At 63.8% G+C, this 18949-nt stretch carries 20 protein-coding genes; 14 read left to right on the top strand and 6 right to left on the bottom strand.

The window, feature by feature from the left end; translation table 11 throughout:
• Positions 1-27 precede the first annotated feature (27 nt).
• The 6 genes from B2828_RS13925 to B2828_RS13900 all read left to right on the top strand — a co-directional run bounded on the left by B2828_RS13925 (position 28) and on the right by B2828_RS13900 (position 8915).
• A complete protein-coding gene (locus tag B2828_RS13925) occupies positions 28-1515 on the top strand; it encodes a Wadjet anti-phage system protein JetA family protein (RefSeq protein ID WP_479634369.1) in 1488 nt (495 codons plus the stop codon).
• On the top strand, positions 1512-2159 hold the full coding sequence (locus tag B2828_RS13920; protein ID WP_479634368.1) for a DUF4194 domain-containing protein: 648 nt from the start codon (positions 1512-1514) through the stop codon (positions 2157-2159). The genes B2828_RS13925 and B2828_RS13920 overlap by 4 nt, the downstream gene beginning before the upstream one ends.
• On the top strand, positions 2156-2572 hold the full coding sequence (locus B2828_RS13915; RefSeq protein WP_479634367.1) for a hypothetical protein: 417 nt from the start codon (positions 2156-2158) through the stop codon (positions 2570-2572). Before B2828_RS13920 ends, B2828_RS13915 begins: the two co-directional genes overlap by 4 nt.
• 21 nt (positions 2573-2593) lie before the next feature.
• On the top strand, positions 2594-5983 hold the full coding sequence (locus tag B2828_RS13910) for an SbcC/MukB-like Walker B domain-containing protein (RefSeq protein WP_479634366.1): 3390 nt from the start codon (positions 2594-2596) through the stop codon (positions 5981-5983).
• A 180-nt stretch (positions 5984-6163) separates the two neighbouring features.
• The gene (gene sufT, locus B2828_RS13905; protein ID WP_479634365.1) at positions 6164-6706 is read left to right on the top strand and encodes a putative Fe-S cluster assembly protein SufT; all 543 of its coding nucleotides are present in this window, start codon (positions 6164-6166) and stop codon (positions 6704-6706) included.
• Between the two features lie 112 nt (positions 6707-6818).
• Entirely contained in the window at positions 6819-8915 is a 2097-nt protein-coding gene (locus B2828_RS13900) for a discoidin domain-containing protein (protein WP_479634364.1), read from the top strand.
• Between the two features lies 1 nt (position 8916).
• On the opposite strand, the gene B2828_RS13895 is transcribed toward B2828_RS13900, so the two are convergent.
• From B2828_RS13895 to B2828_RS13880, 4 genes are read right to left on the bottom strand one after another with little or no spacing between them, the layout of a single operon-like run.
• A complete protein-coding gene (locus B2828_RS13895; RefSeq protein WP_479634363.1) occupies positions 8917-9189 on the bottom strand; it encodes a hypothetical protein in 273 nt (90 codons plus the stop codon).
• On the bottom strand, positions 9186-11153 hold the full coding sequence (locus B2828_RS13890) for a portal protein (RefSeq protein WP_479634362.1): 1968 nt from the start codon (positions 11151-11153) through the stop codon (positions 9186-9188). The genes B2828_RS13895 and B2828_RS13890 overlap by 4 nt, the downstream gene beginning before the upstream one ends.
• Positions 11154-11209: 56 nt before the next feature.
• Positions 11210-11680 (bottom strand): PH domain-containing protein, encoded by a 471-nt coding sequence (locus B2828_RS13885; RefSeq protein WP_479634361.1) that lies wholly within the window; start codon positions 11678-11680, stop codon positions 11210-11212.
• Positions 11681-11687: 7 nt separating this feature from the next.
• The gene (locus tag B2828_RS13880; protein WP_479634360.1) at positions 11688-12557 is read right to left on the bottom strand and encodes a polyphosphate kinase 2 family protein; all 870 of its coding nucleotides are present in this window, start codon (positions 12555-12557) and stop codon (positions 11688-11690) included.
• A gap of 123 nt (positions 12558-12680) precedes the next feature.
• On the opposite strand from B2828_RS13880, the gene B2828_RS13875 reads away from it, so the two are divergent.
• Positions 12681-13082, top strand: a complete 402-nt coding sequence (locus B2828_RS13875) for a YidH family protein (RefSeq protein ID WP_479634359.1) — start codon at positions 12681-12683, stop codon at positions 13080-13082.
• Between the two features lie 29 nt (positions 13083-13111).
• Here the strand turns inward: B2828_RS13875 and B2828_RS13870 are convergent, their stop codons facing one another.
• The gene (locus B2828_RS13870) at positions 13112-13258 is read right to left on the bottom strand and encodes an entericidin A/B family lipoprotein (RefSeq protein WP_479634358.1); all 147 of its coding nucleotides are present in this window, start codon (positions 13256-13258) and stop codon (positions 13112-13114) included.
• Positions 13259-13359: 101 nt separating this feature from the next.
• Here B2828_RS13870 and B2828_RS13865 point away from each other — a divergent pair, with 101 nt between their 5' ends.
• The 7 genes from B2828_RS13865 (at position 13360) to B2828_RS13835 (ending at position 18463) form a co-directional block, all read left to right on the top strand.
• On the top strand, positions 13360-13515 hold the full coding sequence (locus tag B2828_RS13865) for a hypothetical protein (protein WP_479634357.1): 156 nt from the start codon (positions 13360-13362) through the stop codon (positions 13513-13515).
• A 102-nt stretch (positions 13516-13617) separates the two neighbouring features.
• Entirely contained in the window at positions 13618-14511 is an 894-nt protein-coding gene (locus tag B2828_RS13860; RefSeq protein ID WP_479634356.1) for a collagen-binding domain-containing protein, read from the top strand.
• A 216-nt stretch (positions 14512-14727) separates the two neighbouring features.
• Positions 14728-15384 (top strand): energy transducer TonB, encoded by a 657-nt coding sequence (locus B2828_RS13855; RefSeq protein WP_479634355.1) that lies wholly within the window; start codon positions 14728-14730, stop codon positions 15382-15384.
• A complete protein-coding gene (locus B2828_RS13850) occupies positions 15381-16082 on the top strand; it encodes a MotA/TolQ/ExbB proton channel family protein (RefSeq protein WP_479634354.1) in 702 nt (233 codons plus the stop codon). The genes B2828_RS13855 and B2828_RS13850 overlap by 4 nt, the downstream gene beginning before the upstream one ends.
• On the top strand, positions 16079-16489 hold the full coding sequence (locus B2828_RS13845; protein ID WP_479634353.1) for an ExbD/TolR family protein: 411 nt from the start codon (positions 16079-16081) through the stop codon (positions 16487-16489). The genes B2828_RS13850 and B2828_RS13845 overlap by 4 nt, the downstream gene beginning before the upstream one ends.
• The gene (def, locus tag B2828_RS13840) at positions 16486-17037 is read left to right on the top strand and encodes a peptide deformylase (RefSeq protein ID WP_479634352.1); all 552 of its coding nucleotides are present in this window, start codon (positions 16486-16488) and stop codon (positions 17035-17037) included. The genes B2828_RS13845 and def overlap by 4 nt, the downstream gene beginning before the upstream one ends.
• Positions 17038-17119: 82 nt before the next feature.
• Complete coding sequence (locus B2828_RS13835) at positions 17120-18463, top strand: acetylxylan esterase (RefSeq protein ID WP_479634351.1); 1344 nt, start codon at positions 17120-17122, stop codon at positions 18461-18463.
• Positions 18464-18473: 10 nt separating this feature from the next.
• On the opposite strand, the gene B2828_RS13830 is transcribed toward B2828_RS13835, so the two are convergent.
• Positions 18474-18935: a hypothetical protein gene (locus B2828_RS13830; RefSeq protein ID WP_479634350.1), complete on the bottom strand. Its 462-nt coding sequence runs from the start codon at positions 18933-18935 to the stop codon at positions 18474-18476.
• Between the last annotated feature and the right edge of the window lie 14 nt (positions 18936-18949).

Here is an 18949-nt window from a genome sequence, read left to right as displayed (position 1 = left end):
GTGGCACTTTCAGCGCCCCACATGGAGATGCATTTACTCAGCGAACGGCTTTCGAGGTCGGTCAGCGAAGGGTTTTTCCGGCCCCTGGCCCGCCCTTCGGCCCCCGTGTATATCGATTGCGCGGATAAGCTGGAGCAGAGTGCCGACGAGAGCGGCCAGCTCAGCCATGGCGACGCCCTGGTGCTCATCCGCGAAGTCTTGAGCGAGCATCCCAACGTCCAGCTCGCCGAGGACGAGGGGGCGCAGATCACCGACCTGCGCCAGCGCGCCGGAACCCTCTTCTCCCGCCTGACCGAAGCCCGCTGGGTCACCGAACGCCGGGTCAGCCTCGACGAACACTGGGTGCTCATCTCCCCCGAACTGCGCCCGCTCCTGCGACTCCTGCGCGAACTGGCCGCCACCGACGACGCGGCGGAATTGAAAGACTTCGCCGCCACCCTGCGCTCCATTTGCAAAACGCTCCTCGCCGAAGGGGCGCTCGACCCAGCCCGGCTCTCCCCTGAGGAGATGCGCCAGACCGTAAAAGAGCTCTCCGACCGCGTGGGCCGCGCCATCGACCAGCTCCACGCCGTGGAAAAGCTCATCATGGGCTTTGAGGAACGCCAGCGCATCAGCCCGTCCGCGGAATCGACGCTGCGGGTCTTCTACACCGAGTTTTACGAAGGCGAGCACATGGTCTGCTACGACGTGCTCCAGCAGGGGGGCCTCGGCGCCAGGCTGAACCTCGCCCGCGCCGTAGTCCAGGAAGCGCTGGGAGATTCGACCGCCCGCGAACGCCTCGCCACCGGCCTGGAGGAGCACCGGCAGGGGAAAATCGACTCCACAGAAGCCTACGCCCTGGCGGAACGGATGCTCGGGCTCCTGGAGCGCAGCCTGGGCTCGATCAGCGCCCGGGCCCAGATCATCGACGGCCGCATCGCCGATTTCGCCCGCCTCTCCGCCGAACGCTACCGCTACCAGACCGAGCTGCGCGGCCGCCGTCCGGAGCAAGTTAAGACGTACATGATGGCCGCCAACGCCGCCCACTCCGGCCTGAAATTCTCCGACCTCGCCTCGCGCCCCGGCATGACGCTGCGGGTTCCCGGCACCGAGATCACCTTTGGCCGCGATGCCCTATCCCGCCCGCGCAAAGCCCGACTCCCGGTGGACTTGGCCCTTTCCGGCATGCCCGGGGAGGCCGATGCCGAGCTGGCCCAGGACCAGATCCGCCAGCGCAATCTCTACGCCATCACGCCTCAGCGCGCCGCCCGGCTCATCGAGGATCTCCTTCCCGAAAAGGGGGCATCCGTTTCCACCGCCGACTTCCGCCTTCGCACCGAAGACGACCTCTTCGATCTCCTCGCCGTCCTCGCCTTCGAGCGCGCCCACGGCACCGGCGATCGGCGCGGCAAAGGCCTGCAATGGCGCATCCGCCAGGCCCGCTCGGGCGACGCCGGGCTGGAGCCCGAATCCCTTCCCCGCGATGTCCAGTCCGGCCACCGCATTGAACGCTTTTCCATCGAACGCACCGCATGACCCTACCCTGGCCCACCTTCTGGGAGACGATCCGCGAGGAGGATCGCCCCGCGCTCAAAGCCATCCTCGCCGAACTGCTCACCACCGGCGTCCTGCTGGGCGAGGAGGGGCGCGCCCGCGAGCTCTACCTCATCGCCCGCGAGTACCCCCGGGAGCTGGGCGAATTCCTCTCCGTGCTCGACCTGGAGCTCATCCACGATCCCGATAAGCCCATCTTCCAGGCCCGCCCGGTCTCCGGCGAATGCGCGCTGACAGCCAGCTTTACCAAAGACGAGACCCTCATCGTCCTGGCCCTCTGGCGCATCTACGACGAAGAGCGCATGGCCCGGCCCTCGCAATCCGTCGTACTGGATGCCAATACGCTCGACGCCCGCCTGCGCCTCTACTTCGAGTCCATCGAACCGCCGCAGCCGACCCACCTCGACCGCATCCTCTCCAAGCTCCGCCGCAAAAAACTGATCCGCTACCAGCGCGACGAAGAGCAGTTCGGCAACTCGCAACTGGAGATCCTCCCCACGCTCCCGCGCGTCATCCCCTTTGAAGACCAAGAGGCGTGGGACGAACAGGCCGCGCTCTTTAACCAGGGCAAGACAACGGAGGAGGCCGCCGAAGTCTTCGAAGAAACTCAACAACCTACCCAATGAACACCAAAATCCTCGTTCTGATCATTGTCATCCCGGTGGCCCTCATCGTCGCGGCGGCCTCGCTGCGCTGGGGCTACAAAACTAGCGAACTGACGTTTGCCGATAGCTCCGTACAGCGCGTCTCGGCCACGGCCAACGAGACCATTATCGAACTCAACCCCCGCAACACCGATCCCGTCCAGATCCAGGACTCCGAGGGCATCGCCAGCATCCAGCGCGCCTCGGGGTTCGATCGCATTATTCTAAATCAGAAGGGCATGGAATCCAACTCGGGGCAGGTCCTGGTCACCTGGAAAAACCCAGTCCATTACAGCCCCACCCAGGCCTACCGCGTTTTCTCCCGCCGGGTTTACCTCGGCCGCCTCGAAATGGAGAACGGGGCCGTCAAAGATTTCTACCTTCCCAAGCCGTAGCTTCCCTTTCTCTCTGTCCGCATGAATCCCACCTCGCCCAGCCAGCGCATCTCGCTCACCCGCATCATCGCCATCAACTGGTATGGCTTCCGCCAGATCATCGACGTGCAGGATGACATGCTGATCTCCGGCGTGTTCGGATCGGGCAAATCGGCCTTACTCGACCTGATGCAATACGTGCTGCTGGGCGAACACTGGCGCTCCAACCGCGCGGCGGCGGGCGCGGGCAAAGGGCGCTCGCTGGTGAGCTACTGCCTGTGCGACAGCAACACCATGCGCAACGGCGAATCCTACTACACGCGCCCCAGCGGCGTGACCGTCGCGGCCCTGGAGTTCACCAAGCCCGCCAACGGCCGCAAGCCCGAGACGCGCGAGACGTGGGGCGTCCATATCCAGTATGAAAGCGCCTCCTCCAAGCCGCGCCAGACCTACTTCGGCATCCCGGCCCGGCTCGAATGGCCCGAACTGGCTCCCGAGGGCAGCCTGCGGGACGAGGAGGACTTCAAGCGCTGGGTGCGGCGCGAACATGGGCACGACTGCCTCTTTGGCCTCCAGCGCGAATACTTGGCGGAGATGGCCACCCCCGCGCACCTCTACTTCGAGCGCGAGCAGCTCAATAAAACCATGCCCAAGGCGCTCGCGTTCGAGCCCGAGCAGGATATCCAGAAATTCATCCGCGAATTCATCCTCGAAGCAGCCCCCATCGACGTGCGCGAAGTGCGCACCGCCGTCAGCGCGTATCGCGAAACCCAGGAGCGCCTCGCCCGGCAGGAGGAGGAAGCCGGGTTCCTGCGCCGGATCTCCGACGCCCACCAGGCCTGCCTCGCCGCCGCGCGCGAGGAAGCCATCTGGGGCCACCTGCGCCACGCCGTGGACCACGCCCAGGCGCGCGAACTCCTGGAGCGCCACAAGGCTGACCTCGCCCGTCTCTTTGAAAAGAATGCCGCCGACGTCGCCCGCTTCGAAGCCGAGGCCAAGCGCAAGGCCGAGCTGGAAACCCAGTACAACGCCGTCGTGCTGGAGGCGCAAAATGATCCCGACGCCTCGAAGCTCAAAACCCTACGCGACGAAAAGCGCCGCCTTCTTTCCTCCATCAACCTCCTCAACGAAGCCCAGCGGGCCATCGTCCAGCGCCTGAAAAACCGCGCCGAAGCCTGGCGCGCCTGGCTCAAGGCCGGAGTCGAACTCCCGCTCGAAGGCCTCCCCGCCGCGCTGGCCCTCGACGAATCGCTCCTGGAGACCCTCCGGGGCCCGGACGAACAGGCCGCGCTCGAAAGCCTCCCCCGCCTGGCCGAGGCGTTCAACGAAATCGTGCGCCAAACCGAGCGCCTCCTGCGCCCCACCGAGGACGCCGCGAACGCAGCCGCCGCCCGCTTGCGCGAGATCGCCCAGTCCCTCGATAAGCTCGACCGCAAGGAAACCCCCGGCAGCTTCCCGCTCTTTAACGCGCTCAAATCGGCTCTCGACGCCTCCGACAACCCGCCGCAGCAGCTCTGCCGCCTGATCGAGGTGGAGGACGACGGCTGGCGCGACGCCCTGGAGCTGTTCCTGGGCCGCAACCGCTTTTCGGTCATCGTCAGCCCGCAGGACTACAGCAAAGCGCTCGAAGTCCTGCGCCGGACGCCGCCCGGACGCGAGCCGGAGTCGCTCGTCCACCCGCGCGAGGCGCTTGAGCTTTCCGCCAACGTCAAACCCGGTTCGCTTGCCACCAAAGTGCGGTTAAGCGACCCCATCGCCTCGCAGTTCGCCAAGCACCTCCTCGGGGGTGTCGCCGCAGTGGAGACCGTGGGCGAGTTGGACGGCCACGACCGGGCCATCACCCGCGACGGCGTTTTCAAACAAGCGCCAATTCGCCGCCGCTTGAAACAGATCCCCGGGTTCGAGTTCACCCTCGGCCAGGAGGGCCTCAAGCGCCTGCGCGAAGCCGCCTTCCGCGAACAGCGCGAGCTCCTCGCCCAGCGCGAAGCCCTCGACGCCCTGCGCGAACGGGTCAGCCGCTGGCTCGACGCAGGCCGCCGCGCGGAACTGGGCGATCCCCGGCTCCCCGACCGCAGCCACGAGATCCGGCAGCTCCCCGAGATGGAAGCCCGCTTGCAGCAGCTTTCCAACGAAATCGAGATCATCTCCACCCCCGAGCGCGAGGCCCGCCTGGACCGTCTGCGCGAGCTCAAGAGCGAACTCGACCGCACCATCGAATCCATCGGCGGCATGCGCGAGTCGCAGACGGCCTTTGAGACCAGCCGCGCCCGCATCCAGGACGCCATCGACTCCGCGGCGGATGATTTTGAAAACGCCGAGCGGATGTTGGTCGAGAAACGCACCGAGCTGCCGCTGGAAGTCACCAACGACGCCCTCGACTGCCGCCTCGCTGCGCTGCTCAAGGAATGCGGCTCGTGGAAAGAACGCGCCGAGACCGCCCAGCGCCGCACCGCCGTTGCCGGAGTGGAAGTCTCCAACCACCGCCACGCCCGCAACACCGAACGCCGCGCGCTGGCCAACGCCGCCGACGCCAACGGCCTTCCCGCCCATCCGCAATACCGCGCCGACTGCGACGACGAGGACCCCTCCAACGCCCTCTGGGACGCCCGGCTCGACCTCCTGGAGCAGACCGAACTCCCCAAATACCGCGCCATGGCCGACGAACGCCGCCGCGAATGGGAGAGCCGCCTGCAAACGCAAGTCATCGACAAGCTCGCCGAGAACCTGCAAAAAGCCCAGGCCACCATCCGGCAACTGCGCCAATACCTCGACCGCCCCATCGGCAAATACCGCTACCAGATCGAGCAGAGCCGCGACAGCGCGTTCGCGGCGATATGGCACTTGATCGACACCGGCTTCAACCCCGGCGACGAGCTGATGGGCAACATCAAGACCGACGAAATCGAGCGCGCCAAAACCGAGCTGATGGCCGCCGTGGAGAAATCCGCGACGGAGCTCGACGAACGCAGCCGCCAGCTCCTGGATCACCGCCAGTATCACCGTTACGACCTTCACATGATCCCGGCGAACCGGCCCGACGCCCCCGCGATCTCGCTCGGGCGGCACGGCCACAAGCTCTCCGGCGGCGAAAACCAAGCCCCCTTCTTCCTCTCCATGCTGGCCGCCTTCCACCGCGTCTACGATCTCGGCGGCGGCCAGTACCGGCAGAACCTGGGCCTCGTCATCATGGACGAAGCGTTCTCCAAGCTCTCCGGCGACGGCGTCGAGGACTGCCTCACCCTGGCGCGCAACTTCCAGCTCCAGCTCGTCATGGCCTTCCCCGTGGACCGCCTGGGCGTCATGGCCCCGTACGCCCGCACGATCATCCACTGCCGCAAGGAAGAGACGCGCGATGCCTCCGGCTACGTCACCCGCATCGACAACATCCCGACCGTCCTGAGCCCCGAACAGGTGCAAGAGTCGCTGGAGTAAGCCAGCGTGACGCTGGACCCGGTACGCGCTACCGCGCGATAGCGTCGGCTTACGCGCGCCGCCTCGACCCCTCGTTGCCTCGCGTTCCCGAGTTGAACTCGGGAACTTCCCGCCCAGTTTCCGCCATCAGTCTCAATTGGGGGTTGCTCTTGAGACTCATCTGCTCCATTTTGTGGGAAGATGCACGACGACGAAATTGAACTGACGCGTGACTGTGAGGCGATCCAGATCCCCCAGGGGACCAAGACCACCCTCCCGGCCGGGACGCGCGTAACCGTCACCCAGTCCCTGGGCGGCAGCTACACCGTCTCGACAGAAACAGGCTACCTTTACCGAATCACCGACAACAACGCCGACGCCATCGGCCAGGAGGTCCCCACCAAGGCAGCCGCCGGGGAACCCGTGGCGGAAGTCGACGAAGCGGCGGTCTGGGAGCAGTTGAAGACCTGCTATGATCCGGAAATCCCGGTCAATATCGTCGATCTGGGCTTGATTTACGATTGCCAGCTCGAACGCCAGGAGAATGGCAAAACCAAGGTATCCGTCAAAATGACCCTCACGGCCCCCGGCTGCGGCATGGGCCCGACCATCGCGGCGGAAGCGCGGATGCGCGTCGAGAGCATCGCCGGAATTGAGGAAGCCATTGTGGACTTGGTTTGGGACCCGCCATGGGATCAGTCGATGATCAGCGAAGCGGGCAAGATGAAGCTCGGGCTCATCTAGACCTCGCCTCCGCTAAAGGAAGAACACCGATTCTTCTTGCACGATTCGCCGGAGCCGCGTCTCATCGGGGCATTCCATGAATTGTTGCGTCCGTTTTTGGAGCCGGCCGATCGTGGCCGGCTTTTTTTTGTTGGGCGGCTTGCAGGCTGCGGAACCCCTCCACCTTTCCGTCAATCTCGACCGCCCCGAGGCCGTTTTTGATCCGCGCGAGGCGCTCGGCGCGGGAGTCGACGGCCACAACCAAGCCGACACCGAGGCCACCTACAAACCGGCCGTCTTGAAGGAAATGCTCGCCGTCGGGCTGCACCCGCTCTCCTACCGGCTGCGCACCGAGCTGGCCATCGAGGCCTGGCATTGGAACCCCAAGGGCCGCTGGAGCGATCCCGAGCACCGGCAAGGCTACTGGACCTCCGACACCACCTCCGAAGAGCCGATCCGCCTCTGCTACGGCTACCGCCTCCCCCGGCGCGGCGACACGCTGGATGAGGCCAACAACGACGGCTGGTCGATGCTCGACGACGGCGATTTGCGCACCTTCTGGAAAAGCAACCCGTACCTGGATGAGAAATTCACCCACGACCCGGCCGCTTCGCATCCGCAATGGGTGGCGGTGCATTTTCCCAAAGCCGTCGCCATCAACGCCATCCGCATCCATTGGGCCGCGCCGTATGCCACGCGTTTCGAGGTCGAGTACGGCAACCTCGGCGACGAGCCCTATTTCGGCATGCCCCTCCCCGGCCAGTGGACGCGCTTCGAGCACGGGACCCTCACCGGCGGCACCGGCGGCGACGCGCTCCTCCGACTGGGCGAAAAATCCGTCAAAGCCCGGCACCTTCGCATCCGGCTCCTGGAAAGCTCCCGCACCGCGCTCGACCCGACCTCAACCGACGAGCGGGACCACCTGGGGTACGCCATCCGGGAAATCGAAGCGGGCGAAGTCGACGCCAAGGGAGTCTTTCACGACGCCCTCGCGCACAAGCCCTCGCGGCAACAGACCGTGACTTACGCCTCCTCCACCGACCCGTGGCACCGCGAAAGCGATCGTGATCTGGGCGTCACGCAGCCCGGGTTCGACCTCGTGGCTGAGTCCGGCCTCATGCGCGGCCTGCCGCTCATGGTCCCTGTACCGGTTTTCTACGACACGCCCGAGAACGCCGCGGGCATCGTCGCCTACCTGAAAGCGCGCGGCATCGCCTACAACCGCGTAGAGTTGGGCGAAGAGCCCGACGGCCAGCGCATCGAGCCCGCCGACTTCGCCACCCTCTACCTGCAAACCGCCAGCCGGATTCGCGAGATCGACCCGAAAGCCACCCTCGGCGGCCCCAGTTTCGTCACCGTCGAGGGCGACGCACCCGAAACGCTCACCGGCTTCCACCGCGGCCTCTGGACCCGGGCGTTTGTGGATTACTTGAAAGAGCGCAACCGGCTCGAAGACTTCCGTTTCCTCTCCTTCGAGTGGTATCCCTTCAACGAAGGAATGCGCGTCGTTAGCGAGGAAGTCGCCAGCCACGGCGGGCTACTTCGCAACGCCATCAACCTCATCCGCGCCTCCGCCCCGGCGGGGATCCCGCTCGTCATTTCGGAGTTCGGCTACTCCGCCTACGCCAACCCGGCGGAACTGGACTTGGGCGGCGCCTTGATGAACACCGAGGTCGCCTGCCTGTTCCTCTCCATGAACGGAGCCACCTCCTTCCTCTATGGCTACGAACCCGAGGGTCTGCAAAACGACTGGGGCGGCGAGGCCTGGGGCAACAACACCATCCTCCTCGCCCGCGAAAACGGGAGCCTCACCCCCACGGCCACCTACCATGCCGCGCATTTGCTCACCCACCAATGGGCGCAGGCCGACGGCGGAAAGCATGAACTTTTCCCCGCCAAAGTGGAAAATGCCCCGCTGGTCGCCGCCTACCCCGTCCAGCGCCCCGACGGCCGCTGGTCGCTCATGCTCATCAACAAAGACCCGAAGCGCGCCTACGCCGTCTCGGCTGAATTCGTGCAAAACAACGCCTCGGCCCCCTCCCCCTTCGCCGCGCCGTTCGAAACCTTCACCTTCTCCTCCAAGGAATACGAATGGAAAATGGAGGGCAAAGCCAGCCACGCCACCCGCAGCCACCCGGCGACCCGGGCGATCGTCACCCCGGCTGCAAATCAGCCGCTGGTAACGATCCCCCCATGGTCCCTCACCGTCCTACGAAGTGGGACGGAGTAATTTAGCCTCTCCGCAGCTTGATCATCTCATCCGTCAGCGCAGCCGTGCGTTTTTCGAAAAAACCGCCCAGACCGCGCGCCAGCGCCCGCGCCTCCTTGTGCCGGTCGCTCTCCCCCGCCGTGAGCCTCGCGTCGCAGCACTTCTCCGTGTGAAACGCCACGATCCGCTCCAGCTCGCGGTCCAGAATCGCCGCCGCCTCCCGGGGAACCTTCCGTAATATCGCCAGTTCCTCCGAGATGGCGGCGCACCGCTCCAGCGCCTGCTCCGGCGTCAATGCCCCTCCTCCTCGGGCGGTGTGAGCCCCGCGACTTGCAGCGCTTTTTCAAAGTACTCCTCGGCGTGGTCAATCTTCAGGCTCCGGTAAACATTCGCAAACAGCGGCGCGGCCACGGCCTTGTAATCATCCGGCACGGCAAGGAATTGGTTGAAGAAATCAACCGCCGAGCGCGCTGTATCCGCGTCCATCTCATCAGAGGCCAGGCAGAGCTCCACGTCGAGATCCAGATCCTTCACGCTGCCGCACTCCAGCACCCCGAAACGCCGCGCCCCCTCCTCCAGAAACGGGAACGTCTCATCCCCATCCAGGTAGGCGTATTCGTAGCGCACCACCTGGCGGAGCACCGCTTCGATCCCGCGCCGGATTTCCGCCAGCAGCGGCTTAAAGATCGTCGTCCCCACCTCCTCGATTTGCAGCGCCCCCGTCGCCGTCCGTTCCGAGGGCAGCCCGCCGATAGTCCCCTGCGTCGCCGTCGAGACCCCGGCGCGAATCCGCCACGTCGAGATCACCGTTTCGAGCAGGAACTTCGTCTGCTCATCCAGGTCGGGAATCGTCGCCGTCTGCAACGCGTCCTGGGCCGTGTAGCCGTCATTGAGATCAAAGACCTGGTCGGGCCCGATCTCGAAGGGCTGGTCATCCTGCCATTGCACCACCGCCTCCTTGCGGCGGAATTTGACCGGGTTGGCCGCCAGGTCATTGCGGTAAAGCACCTGGTTGGTCAGCTTGTCGATCAAATGCTGGAAGCGCTCGAACTTCTGGAACCAGCTCTTCCCGTACCACCGATGGGGCTCCTTGTTAACCGTCACCACCTCAAAGGGGTAGCGCCCGTCGGGCGTCACATTGGCGATGTAGTCCCAGAAAATTGGCACATCGTAATCGTAGGCCACCATCATGAACACGCGCACAGGCCGCCCATCGCCCCGCGCATCGAAGGTAAAGTACGCCTCCGCCACGCGCAGTTCCGGGTCCTCGTCCGGCAGCGGAATCTCATTCCCCTCGCCCCGGCGCGGCTTTTCCGAAGCCGTCTCCGGCTCGTTCCCCCCACCCGAGCGAATCTGGAGCAGCGCCCGCCGCAAGTACCCCTCCACACCCGGCTCCGTATCGGCAGGCTGCCCCTCGGGCGTATCCAGTGTGATCCCGAGATGCGCGCAAAGCCGCGAGAGCCGCACGGAAGTCAGGTGCGCCACGAAGTCCGCCTCATGCAGCGAGGGCGCGTTGAGCGGAATGTAGAACTCCTTATAATGCAGCGGCACCGCCCGCGCCCCCGTCGAGCGGATCTTGCGGTTGGAGACAATCTGCTCCTTCCACGCAAAGCCCTCCGGCAGGCGGTCCGGCGAAATCGGATCCCCCGGATGCCACTCCGCCACAAAGTCCAGCGGCACCATCAGCGCCGCCGCAAGCGCCTCCTCCGGCCCTTCCTCGAACACAAACTCCCCGTCCGGCGTCAACACCGGCGAGTCGCTCCGTTCATCCCAGAGAATCGAGGCAATGCGCTCGAAGCTCTCTTCCTCCGTCTTATAGAATATCTTCGCCACGCACTCGCCCAGCTTGCAGGCCTGCGTCACGATCTCCCGCGACACCGCCGGGAAATCAATCTGTTCCGGCCCCAGCTTCCAGCGCAAGTGGTGGTCCACCTCGTCCGTCAGAGCGGGGTCCAGGCGATCCGGCACGCGGGGCTCGGCCAGGAACCACTCCTTCTTACCGAACATCTCCTCAATGAGTCGGCAGCGGATATAATCCAGCCCCGCCCCGATCATGTTTAGCGACTCGTTGGAACGCGCGAACACCCCGCTCGACCAGGCGCGATGCGAAAAATCATCGTCCCACTCCCTCTCGAAATGTTCCCGGCCCTGAATCCATCCCTGGTTACGGGCCTCTTCGAGAGCCTCCATGCGGCTGCGCACATAGCGCACCACTCGTTCCAACTGTTCGTCCGTCAGCGTTAATGCGGTTTTGAGCATTCCGCACCGTGTAGCGGCTCCTCTGAATTTCGCACGCCCGCACCGGGGCGATCACGTCAAAAATCACCCGCCAAACTGCGGACAAACGCCTCGGGATCATCCGGCGAGAGCACCACCACGCGCTTCTCGAAACGCACCACCACCGTTTTTTCCTGATCCGTCACATACGCCCGAAACCGCCCCAGCCGCTTGCTCCAGTAAAAGCCATTGAAGGCGTACAGCCCGCTGTTGCCGCAAATCCGCAGGCTCCCCGTCATCGCCTGGGGCTCAACCGTGGCCCCGAGCAACCCTGCCCTAGGAATGCGCGTCGTCCAAAAAAGCCGCCGCACCAGAATCGCCCCGGGCGTAATCTCAAACCCCCGGACCACGAACAGCAGCGCCCCCGCCAGAATTGCCAGCGGCACCAGCTTCGTCCAAAACAGCCCGCCCCCCGCCGGAAGCGGAATGCACCAGGCAACCACCAGTAACACCGCCGTGCCAATCGCCGACACGATCAGCAAGGACAAGCTCCACGGCGCGCGGAACATCCTCATCCTACTTCTGCCGCTCCAGCTTCTCGCGAACAGCCGCCAGCTCCTTGCGCCTCGCCTGGTCCACCTTCGGGAACGCGAGGTCCAGCGAACGAAGCGTATCCACGATCACCTCGGCCACCACCAGCCGCATAAACCACTTATTATCCGCCGGAACCACATACCACGGTGCCTCCTCGCTGGCCGTGTGGCGGATCGTCTCCTCGTAGGCCTTCATGTAGTCATCCCAGTGCTCGCGCTCCGCCGCGTCCCCCATGGAGAACTTCCAGTTCTTCGAAGGCTGCGCCAGGCGGTCCAGGAAGCGCCGCCGCTGCTCCTCCTTCGAGACGTTCAGGAAAAACTTGCGGACAATCACCCCGTTGCGCGTCAGGTAGCGCTCATACGCGTTAATATCCTCGAAGCGCTCCTTCCAGATATGCTTCGAGATGCAGGGGAGCTTCTCCCGCTGGAGAATCTCCGGGTGCACGCGCACCACCAGCGTCTCCTCGTAATAGCTCCGGTTAAAAATCCCAATGCGGCCCCGTTCCGGCAGCGCCCGGTTCGTCCGCCAGAGAAAATCGTGGTCCAGCTCCTCGCTCGAAGGCGTCTTAAAGGAAGTCACCTGGCAGCCTTGCGGATTCACCCCGCTCATCACGTGCTTGATCGTCCCGTCCTTGCCCGCCGCGTCCATCGCCTGGAAAATCAGCAAAAGCGCCCGGCGATCCTGCGCATAGAGCTTCTCCTGGAGGGCTTGCATATTTTCAATGCCTCGCTGGAGAGCCGCCTCCGCAGCTTCCTTCGAGGCGATTTTCCCCGTATCGCCGGGGTCCATCTTGCGAAGCTTGAATTTCTTCCCGTCGGTAATCTCGTAAGGCCGATAAATAGGCGCTGCCATATAAAGAAAGGAGTCGTTCCCGGGCCCGATTATGCGACGCCCCTTGCCCCAGGTCAACCGGGCATTCACCCCAGGGCCGGGTCAGGTAGCGCGCGCCACGGAAATCTGGTTTTCTGGACCCCCATGCCTGACGAAAAACCGGATCCGCAAACCACCGGCCCTCGCGAACTGGAATACCTTTCCAACGAGCGGACCTTCCTGGCGTGGATCCGAACCGCCGTCGCCGTCATCAGCCTCGGTTTTGTCATCGCCCGGTTCAGCCTCTGGCTCAAAGAAATCGGCCTGCAACTTCATCCCGAGCGGAGCACCCTCCCCCGCGGCGCATCCCTTCCGATGGGCGAAACGATGATCATCATCGGCGCGCTGCTGCCCTTGCTGGCCGCATGGCGTTACCATGTAGTCAATAAAGCCATCGAGCAGGGACGGATTCAAGCCGACCGCCAGCTCGTCGGCACCGTCGCCATCAGCCTTTCATTTCTCGGAGCCGCCATGGCCATTTACCTCGTTCATAAAGCGGGGGAATAGAGAGATTCTACCTCCTGGGGCCTATAGCCCTAAGAATCCGGCGTGCACCATTCCGCCGCCCGCTGAACCCCATGACCCACGCTTTGCAAGTCCTGCCCCATGCCGCGAAACGTGCCGCATGAAGAGAATCCTGCCATCACTGCAATTGCCATACCGGCGATGAGGAGCGCTTTCATAAGTTGCTAGGCAATATTATCCCTTATTTTCACCGCAATCCATCCTAATTCTTTGGGATTGAAACTCATGCCACAGCCGCGATCATATCCCCATCCAACCTATGAACGACGCCTCCTCTCCCAAGTCCCCCATTTTCGGCGGAAAGCTCGCCTTCATCCTGGGGGCCATCTTCCTCGTCCTCTTCGCCATCTTCACCGCCAAAGCCCTCCTAGACCGCTCGCACCGCCCCCAGCTCGAACAAATTCAGCCCCAATAAGGCCGCAAATACGCATCTATACGTAATATGCGTATAGATGTACGTAGATTTTCCCATTTCCTTCTTGCGTTTTACATCTCATTAAGCAAAATGGCGCACGTTATGAAGAGCAAATCATCAACCTGGACCGCCCTCGGAATGCTTACGGCATTATGCTTATGCTTCACCGAAGCCCAGGCAACGGTGAAGCCCTACATCGTCGATCCCTCAGGGTTCTCGGATTACAACGTCATCGTCAACGGCAACCTGAACCTCAACGGCTCGACCATCAACGGCAACCTCGGCATCATTGGCGGGAACCTAAGCAGCTCCAACCAGGACACCATCAACGGGAGCGTCGGCTACACCAGCAATTCCTTCTCCATCAACTCCTCCGTCAAAGTAGCAGAAGGAACCTCCAGAGACCTCTCGCTGAACCCCGAGACCGCCGCGGCCTCCGGGTTCTCCAAGACCATCGGCAATTTCACAGCGACCCAGATCCTCACCGGCAACTACAACAACCTTACGCTAACCGCTGGCACCGGCGACCTGAACGTCATCAGCCTGACCAACAGCAGCAGCAACATCAACGGCAGCGTCACCCTGGTGGGCGATGCGCGCGACGTCTTCTACATCAACGTCTCCAGCAACCTTTCCATCAACAACGTCGTCCTGGACGGCGTCGACGCCAAGAACGTCTACTGGAACATCCTCGGCGGCAACGTCAACCTCTCCGGGACCCTCGCGGGAACCATCCTGTCCTACAACTCCGGCCAGGCGCTCAACATCAACAACGTCACCCTCGAAGGCAACATCTACGGCAACTCGCTCAACATGAGCAACACCACCGTCAACGGCGTCTCCCTCACGGAAGCCCTTGAGAACGAAGCCATGGCCCCCGAAGCCAGCTCCGTCTATGCCGTGGGCATCTTCGGCGCCTTCCTCGCCGGTTCCTACTTGAAGCACAACCTCTTGCGCCGCCGCCAGGGGTTGCGCGAAGCTTCCCAGGCCGCCTAATTCCACTGAGCGCCTGAATAAAAGGGGCTGTGGATTTCACGCAGCCCCCCCGTCCTTCGAAACCCGGCCTCAAAACGCATTTGCGTTCGCCGGGTTTCATCGCGTAAGGTAGCCGGTCCTCCCTGATGACCGAATCCGGCAAAACCGTCGTCGCCACCGTGCTCTCAGTGCTGGCTCATGTGAGTCTCTTCACGGTGCTGGCCCTGGCGCCCGATAGTGCCCTCGTCCCAACACCCCCCGCCCAGCAGGAAGACCAGCGCCCCCTGGAGATCACCCTCCAGACCGCCGCCCCCCTCCCCGCGCCAGCCGAGGCCCAGGCTCAGCCCCCAGCCCCCGAGCCCGAGCTTCCCCTCCCCGCCCCGAACGCGCTCCGGACCCAGCTCGACCCCGAGAACCTTCGCAAAACCGACGACGCCCCGGAAAACGCCCAAGCCATCGCCGCCCACAACTCCAAAGCCACCCCCGGCACCGTCACCCCCCCCCCCGGCTCCCGCCCCATCCGCCACCGAAGACGCCCTTTCCCTGGCCGCCGCCAAGCCCACCCCCACCCCGGGCGAAATCGGCATCGACGCCCTGGGCAACTACGGCAAAGCCGTCGGCAACGCCATCGGCATCCGCTCCGAATTCTACCGCAAAGGCGGCAAAGAGCCCCTCGCCGTCGGCGAAGTCCGCGTCCAGTTCGTCCTCGATCCCCAAGGGCGCGCCTCCGACATACGTATCCTCTCCAACACCGCCGGTCCCGTGAACGCCGAATGCGCCCGCCGGGCCGTCTTGGAAGCCAAAATCCCCCCCATTCCGGCCGACCGCCTCGCGCAACTTCCTGGCGGACGCATCCGGATCGTGTATAGCTTTACCATCTATCCCTCCCAATGATCGTCGCCTTCTCCATCTTCCGGTTCATCGTCCACGGCGGATTCTTCATGTATCTGCTGCTCATCTGCTCCGTCGTCTCGCTGGCCACCATGTTCCTGCGCGGCTGGGCCCTGCGGCGCGAGAACGTCATCCCCTCCTGGCTCTGGAACCGCATCGAAGCCCTGCAACCGGGCGAAAGCGGCCTGGAGAACCTCCGCAAAACCCTCGCGGGCGACCTCTCCCCCCTGGCCCGCATCACCGAAGTCGCCCTCCAACACCTCGAATGGCCCCGCAGCGAAAACATGGAAGCCGTCCAGACCCGCGCCCGCCATGAAGTCATCCGCATGGAAGCCGGCCTCACCGTCCTGGAAGTCATCGTCGGCATCGCCCCGCTCCTAGGTCTCCTGGGAGCCGTCTCCGGCCTCGTCACCGTCTTTGGCACCATGGGCGCCAGCGAATCCATCACCGACCCGCGCGGCATCGCCAGCGGCATCTCCGAGGCCCTTAACACCACCATCGCCGGACTCTCCATCGCCATCCCGAGCCTCATCGCCTACTCCTACTTCTCGAAAAAAGTCGAGACCCTCAGCGTCGAAATGGAAGCAATCGTCGGCGAGCTGCTGGCCAAGTGCTACTCCCGCAAACACCGCGCCAAGAGCGCCGCCGCGGCCTCCGCCTCCACGGCCGCACAACCGCAGGAAACCGCCCCCAATCCATGAAATTCTATCAGCGCAAACGGCGCACACCGACGGTCATCATCGTCTCGCTGATCGACATCTTCGCCATCCTGCTCATCTTCGTCATCGTCACCTCCACCTTCCGGCGCTCCCAGCCCGCCGTAAACATCAAGCTGCCCGAGTCCACCACCGCCGCGCCCCACCCCGCTGCCGACGCCGCCACCCTGGCCGAGCTGAGCGTCTCTCCCGAGGGCGAAATCCACCTCGACGGCGAACCCATTCCCCTCGAAACCCTCGCCTCACGCATCCGCCCCATCAAAGACGCCAACCGCCCCCTGGCCTTGAAAGCCGACACCCACGCCCCCTTCGGCATCATCGTTCGCGTACTGGATGCCTTGAAAGAAGGCGGAATCACGGGTAACTTACCTGCCTTTACCGAAACCAAGTGAACATTCTGGAAATAGTTAAATACGGAAATCCGGTCCTCCGCACCAAAGGAGCCCGGGTCGCGGCCATCACCGACGAAATCAAAACCCTCGCCGCCGACATGGTCGAAACCATGCATGCCGCCAACGGCGTCGGGCTCGCGGCCCAGCAGGTTGGCCAGGCCATCCAGCTCGCCGTCGTCGACGTCGCGGGCGTCGACGACCGCCCCAGCGCCTTGCGGGTTAACGGCGCCGAAGTCAACATCGACGAGTGGATGCCGCTCACCCTCATCAACCCCGAGCTGGACCTCAGCAAAGACAAAGTCCCCGGCGACGAAGGCTGCCTGAGCTTTCCGGAAATCAGCGGCGGCGTCCTGCGTTCGGTAAAAATCAACGTCAAAGCCCAGCTCCTCGACGGCCGGGAAGTGCAATTCGAAGCCGAGGGCTTCCTGGCCCGCGCCATCCAGCACGAAGTCGATCACCTCAACGGCATCCTGTTTATCGACCGGATGAACTCCGCCACCAAAGCCAGCCTCTCCGGCCGCCTCAAACGGCTCCAGAAGCAGGCTTAAGCGCTGAGCCGCGGAAGTTCATTCTACTGTACGATTAGAAAAACCCGTGCGTTTTCCCGGCCTTCCGGGCTAACGTAAGGGAATGCGTATCCTACTCCCCCATCCGGTGAGCAGCTCCCTGCTCGCGTTCCTGCTTGGCTCGGCGCTTAGCTTCGGTGCCGAGCCCAGCCTCCAGCTCACCCCCGTCGCCCCCGCCAACGCCAGCGCCGTCTACCGGCCGGGCGACAAAATCACCTGGCGCGTCGAACCGCTCAACGACGAGGCCCACGTCCTTAAATCCGGCTCCTTCACCGTCAAACAAGGCGGGGCCAAAATCATCGCCCAGGGCAACCTCACCTTCGGCCCCGAACCGGCCCTCATCACCACCTCGCTGAGCGAACCCGGCACCCTCCTGGCCGAAGTCACCGCCCCCCAGGAAAGCGGCACCACCACGCTCAAAGCCAGCAACGGAGCCGCCGTCGAACCCGCCAAACTGGCCCCCTCCCAGCCCGCTCCGGCCGATTTCGACGCCTTCTGGAAATCCAAAATCGCCGAGCTTTCCGCCGTCCCCGCCAACCCCGTTCTCGAAAAAGGCGACAGCGGCGTCCCCGGCGTCGATTATTGGAAAATCACCATGGATAACATCCGTGGCACCCACATTCAGGGCCAGCTGGCCCGCCCCGCCGAGGGCGGAAAATTCCCCGCCGTATTCATCCCCCAGTGGGCAGGCGTCTACCCGCTGGATAAAAAGTGGGTCACCGACAAAGCCAAAGACGGCTGGCTCGTCCTCAACATCCTGGCCCACGACCTCCCCATCGACGCGCCCAAGGAATTCTATACCGAGCAAGCCAACAACGCCCTCAAGAACTACACCGCCATCGGCAACACCGACCGGGAAACCTCCTACTTCCTGCGCATGTTCCTCTCCTGTTACCGCGCCGCCGAATACCTCTCCCAGCGCCCCGATTGGAATGGCAAAGTCTTCCTCGCCACCGGAGGCAGCCAGGGCGGCCTGCAATCCTTTGTCACCGCCGCGCTCTTCCCCAAAGTCACCGCCGTCATCGTCTGCGTCCCGGCGGGAAGCGATAACACCGGCTACCTCGCGGGCCGCCAACCCGGCTGGCCCGGCTGGAAAAACAACGCTGGGAGCGAACCCGAAAAAGTCATGGAAACCTCCCGTTACTTTGACGCCATGAACTTCGCCGCCCGCGTCCACTGCCCCACGCTCGTCGGCATGGGCCTCTCCGACGTCACCTCCCCCGCCTCCGGCGTCTTCGCCGCGTTCAACCAAATCCAGGCCCCCAAGGAGATCGTCGTCCTGCCCGAGGGCCAGCACCAGAACATCAACAACGCCCACGCCCCCTACTACAAGCGCGCGAACACCTGGAGCGCCGCGCTCGTCAAAGGCGAACCGGCCCCCGTCGAACCCAACCCGGCGGCACAGTAAACACCGCTTTCTACTGCTGGTCGGGCGGCGCGGCAACGAAGTAGGCGAAACGCCACGAACCGTTCACCCGTTGCAGCCCGGCCCGGTAGCCGCGGTAATTTGTATCGTAAGTAACCTCCTTCGGGGCCACCATGAAGTTCCCGCTCGGCACGAACTTCTCCTTTAGAACCAAGTTCAACTCCGGCCAGAGATTATTGCGATCCCAGTATTCGAACACCCCCGCACCCTCCCCGCCCGGCTCCCAGCTAAAGCCGAAATTCGGCGTCATCATCTGCGAAAGCGTCGCCACATCGTGACGGCTCACCGCCTTGCGGAGGCGGTTCTGGAACGACTCGAAATTCATGTCCCCGTTCTGATCCTCCATATCAGGCGTCTTGGGCTTCTTCTTCTTTTTAAAAGAGGCGCAACCCGAAACCGAGGAGAGCACCACGCAGGCCGCGAGAACGGGAGTCAAAAACCGGAGAAACTTCATACCTTGGGATTACG

It is taken from the genome of Spartobacteria bacterium UBA695, from assembly GCA_002298145.1.
In the GTDB taxonomy this organism is placed as follows: Bacteria; Verrucomicrobiota; Verrucomicrobiia; order Chthoniobacterales; family Chthoniobacteraceae; genus UBA695.
This window is presented reverse-complemented; position numbering and strand designations above follow the sequence as displayed.

What these genes read in the sequence shown, in the direction of transcription:
- B2828_RS13925 (WP_479634369.1), top strand. Translation starts at nt 28, where the DNA reads ATGCATTTACTCAGCGAACGGCTTTCGAGGTCGGTCAGCGAAGGGTTT.
- B2828_RS13920 (WP_479634368.1), top strand. Translation starts at nt 1,512, where the DNA reads ATGACCCTACCCTGGCCCACCTTCTGGGAGACGATCCGCGAGGAGGAT.
- B2828_RS13915 (WP_479634367.1), top strand. Translation starts at nt 2,156, where the DNA reads ATGAACACCAAAATCCTCGTTCTGATCATTGTCATCCCGGTGGCCCTC.
- B2828_RS13910 (WP_479634366.1), top strand. Translation starts at nt 2,594, where the DNA reads ATGAATCCCACCTCGCCCAGCCAGCGCATCTCGCTCACCCGCATCATC.
- sufT (WP_479634365.1), top strand. Translation starts at nt 6,164, where the DNA reads ATGCACGACGACGAAATTGAACTGACGCGTGACTGTGAGGCGATCCAG.
- B2828_RS13890 (WP_479634362.1), bottom strand. Translation starts at nt 11,153, where the DNA reads ATGCTCAAAACCGCATTAACGCTGACGGACGAACAGTTGGAACGAGTG.
- B2828_RS13885 (WP_479634361.1), bottom strand. Translation starts at nt 11,680, where the DNA reads ATGTTCCGCGCGCCGTGGAGCTTGTCCTTGCTGATCGTGTCGGCGATT.
- B2828_RS13880 (WP_479634360.1), bottom strand. Translation starts at nt 12,557, where the DNA reads ATGGCAGCGCCTATTTATCGGCCTTACGAGATTACCGACGGGAAGAAA.
- B2828_RS13875 (WP_479634359.1), top strand. Translation starts at nt 12,681, where the DNA reads ATGCCTGACGAAAAACCGGATCCGCAAACCACCGGCCCTCGCGAACTG.
- B2828_RS13870 (WP_479634358.1), bottom strand. Translation starts at nt 13,258, where the DNA reads ATGAAAGCGCTCCTCATCGCCGGTATGGCAATTGCAGTGATGGCAGGA.
- B2828_RS13865 (WP_479634357.1), top strand. Translation starts at nt 13,360, where the DNA reads ATGAACGACGCCTCCTCTCCCAAGTCCCCCATTTTCGGCGGAAAGCTC.
- B2828_RS13860 (WP_479634356.1), top strand. Translation starts at nt 13,618, where the DNA reads ATGAAGAGCAAATCATCAACCTGGACCGCCCTCGGAATGCTTACGGCA.
- B2828_RS13850 (WP_479634354.1), top strand. Translation starts at nt 15,381, where the DNA reads ATGATCGTCGCCTTCTCCATCTTCCGGTTCATCGTCCACGGCGGATTC.
- B2828_RS13845 (WP_479634353.1), top strand. Translation starts at nt 16,079, where the DNA reads ATGAAATTCTATCAGCGCAAACGGCGCACACCGACGGTCATCATCGTC.
- B2828_RS13835 (WP_479634351.1), top strand. Translation starts at nt 17,120, where the DNA reads ATGCGTATCCTACTCCCCCATCCGGTGAGCAGCTCCCTGCTCGCGTTC.
- B2828_RS13830 (WP_479634350.1), bottom strand. Translation starts at nt 18,935, where the DNA reads ATGAAGTTTCTCCGGTTTTTGACTCCCGTTCTCGCGGCCTGCGTGGTG.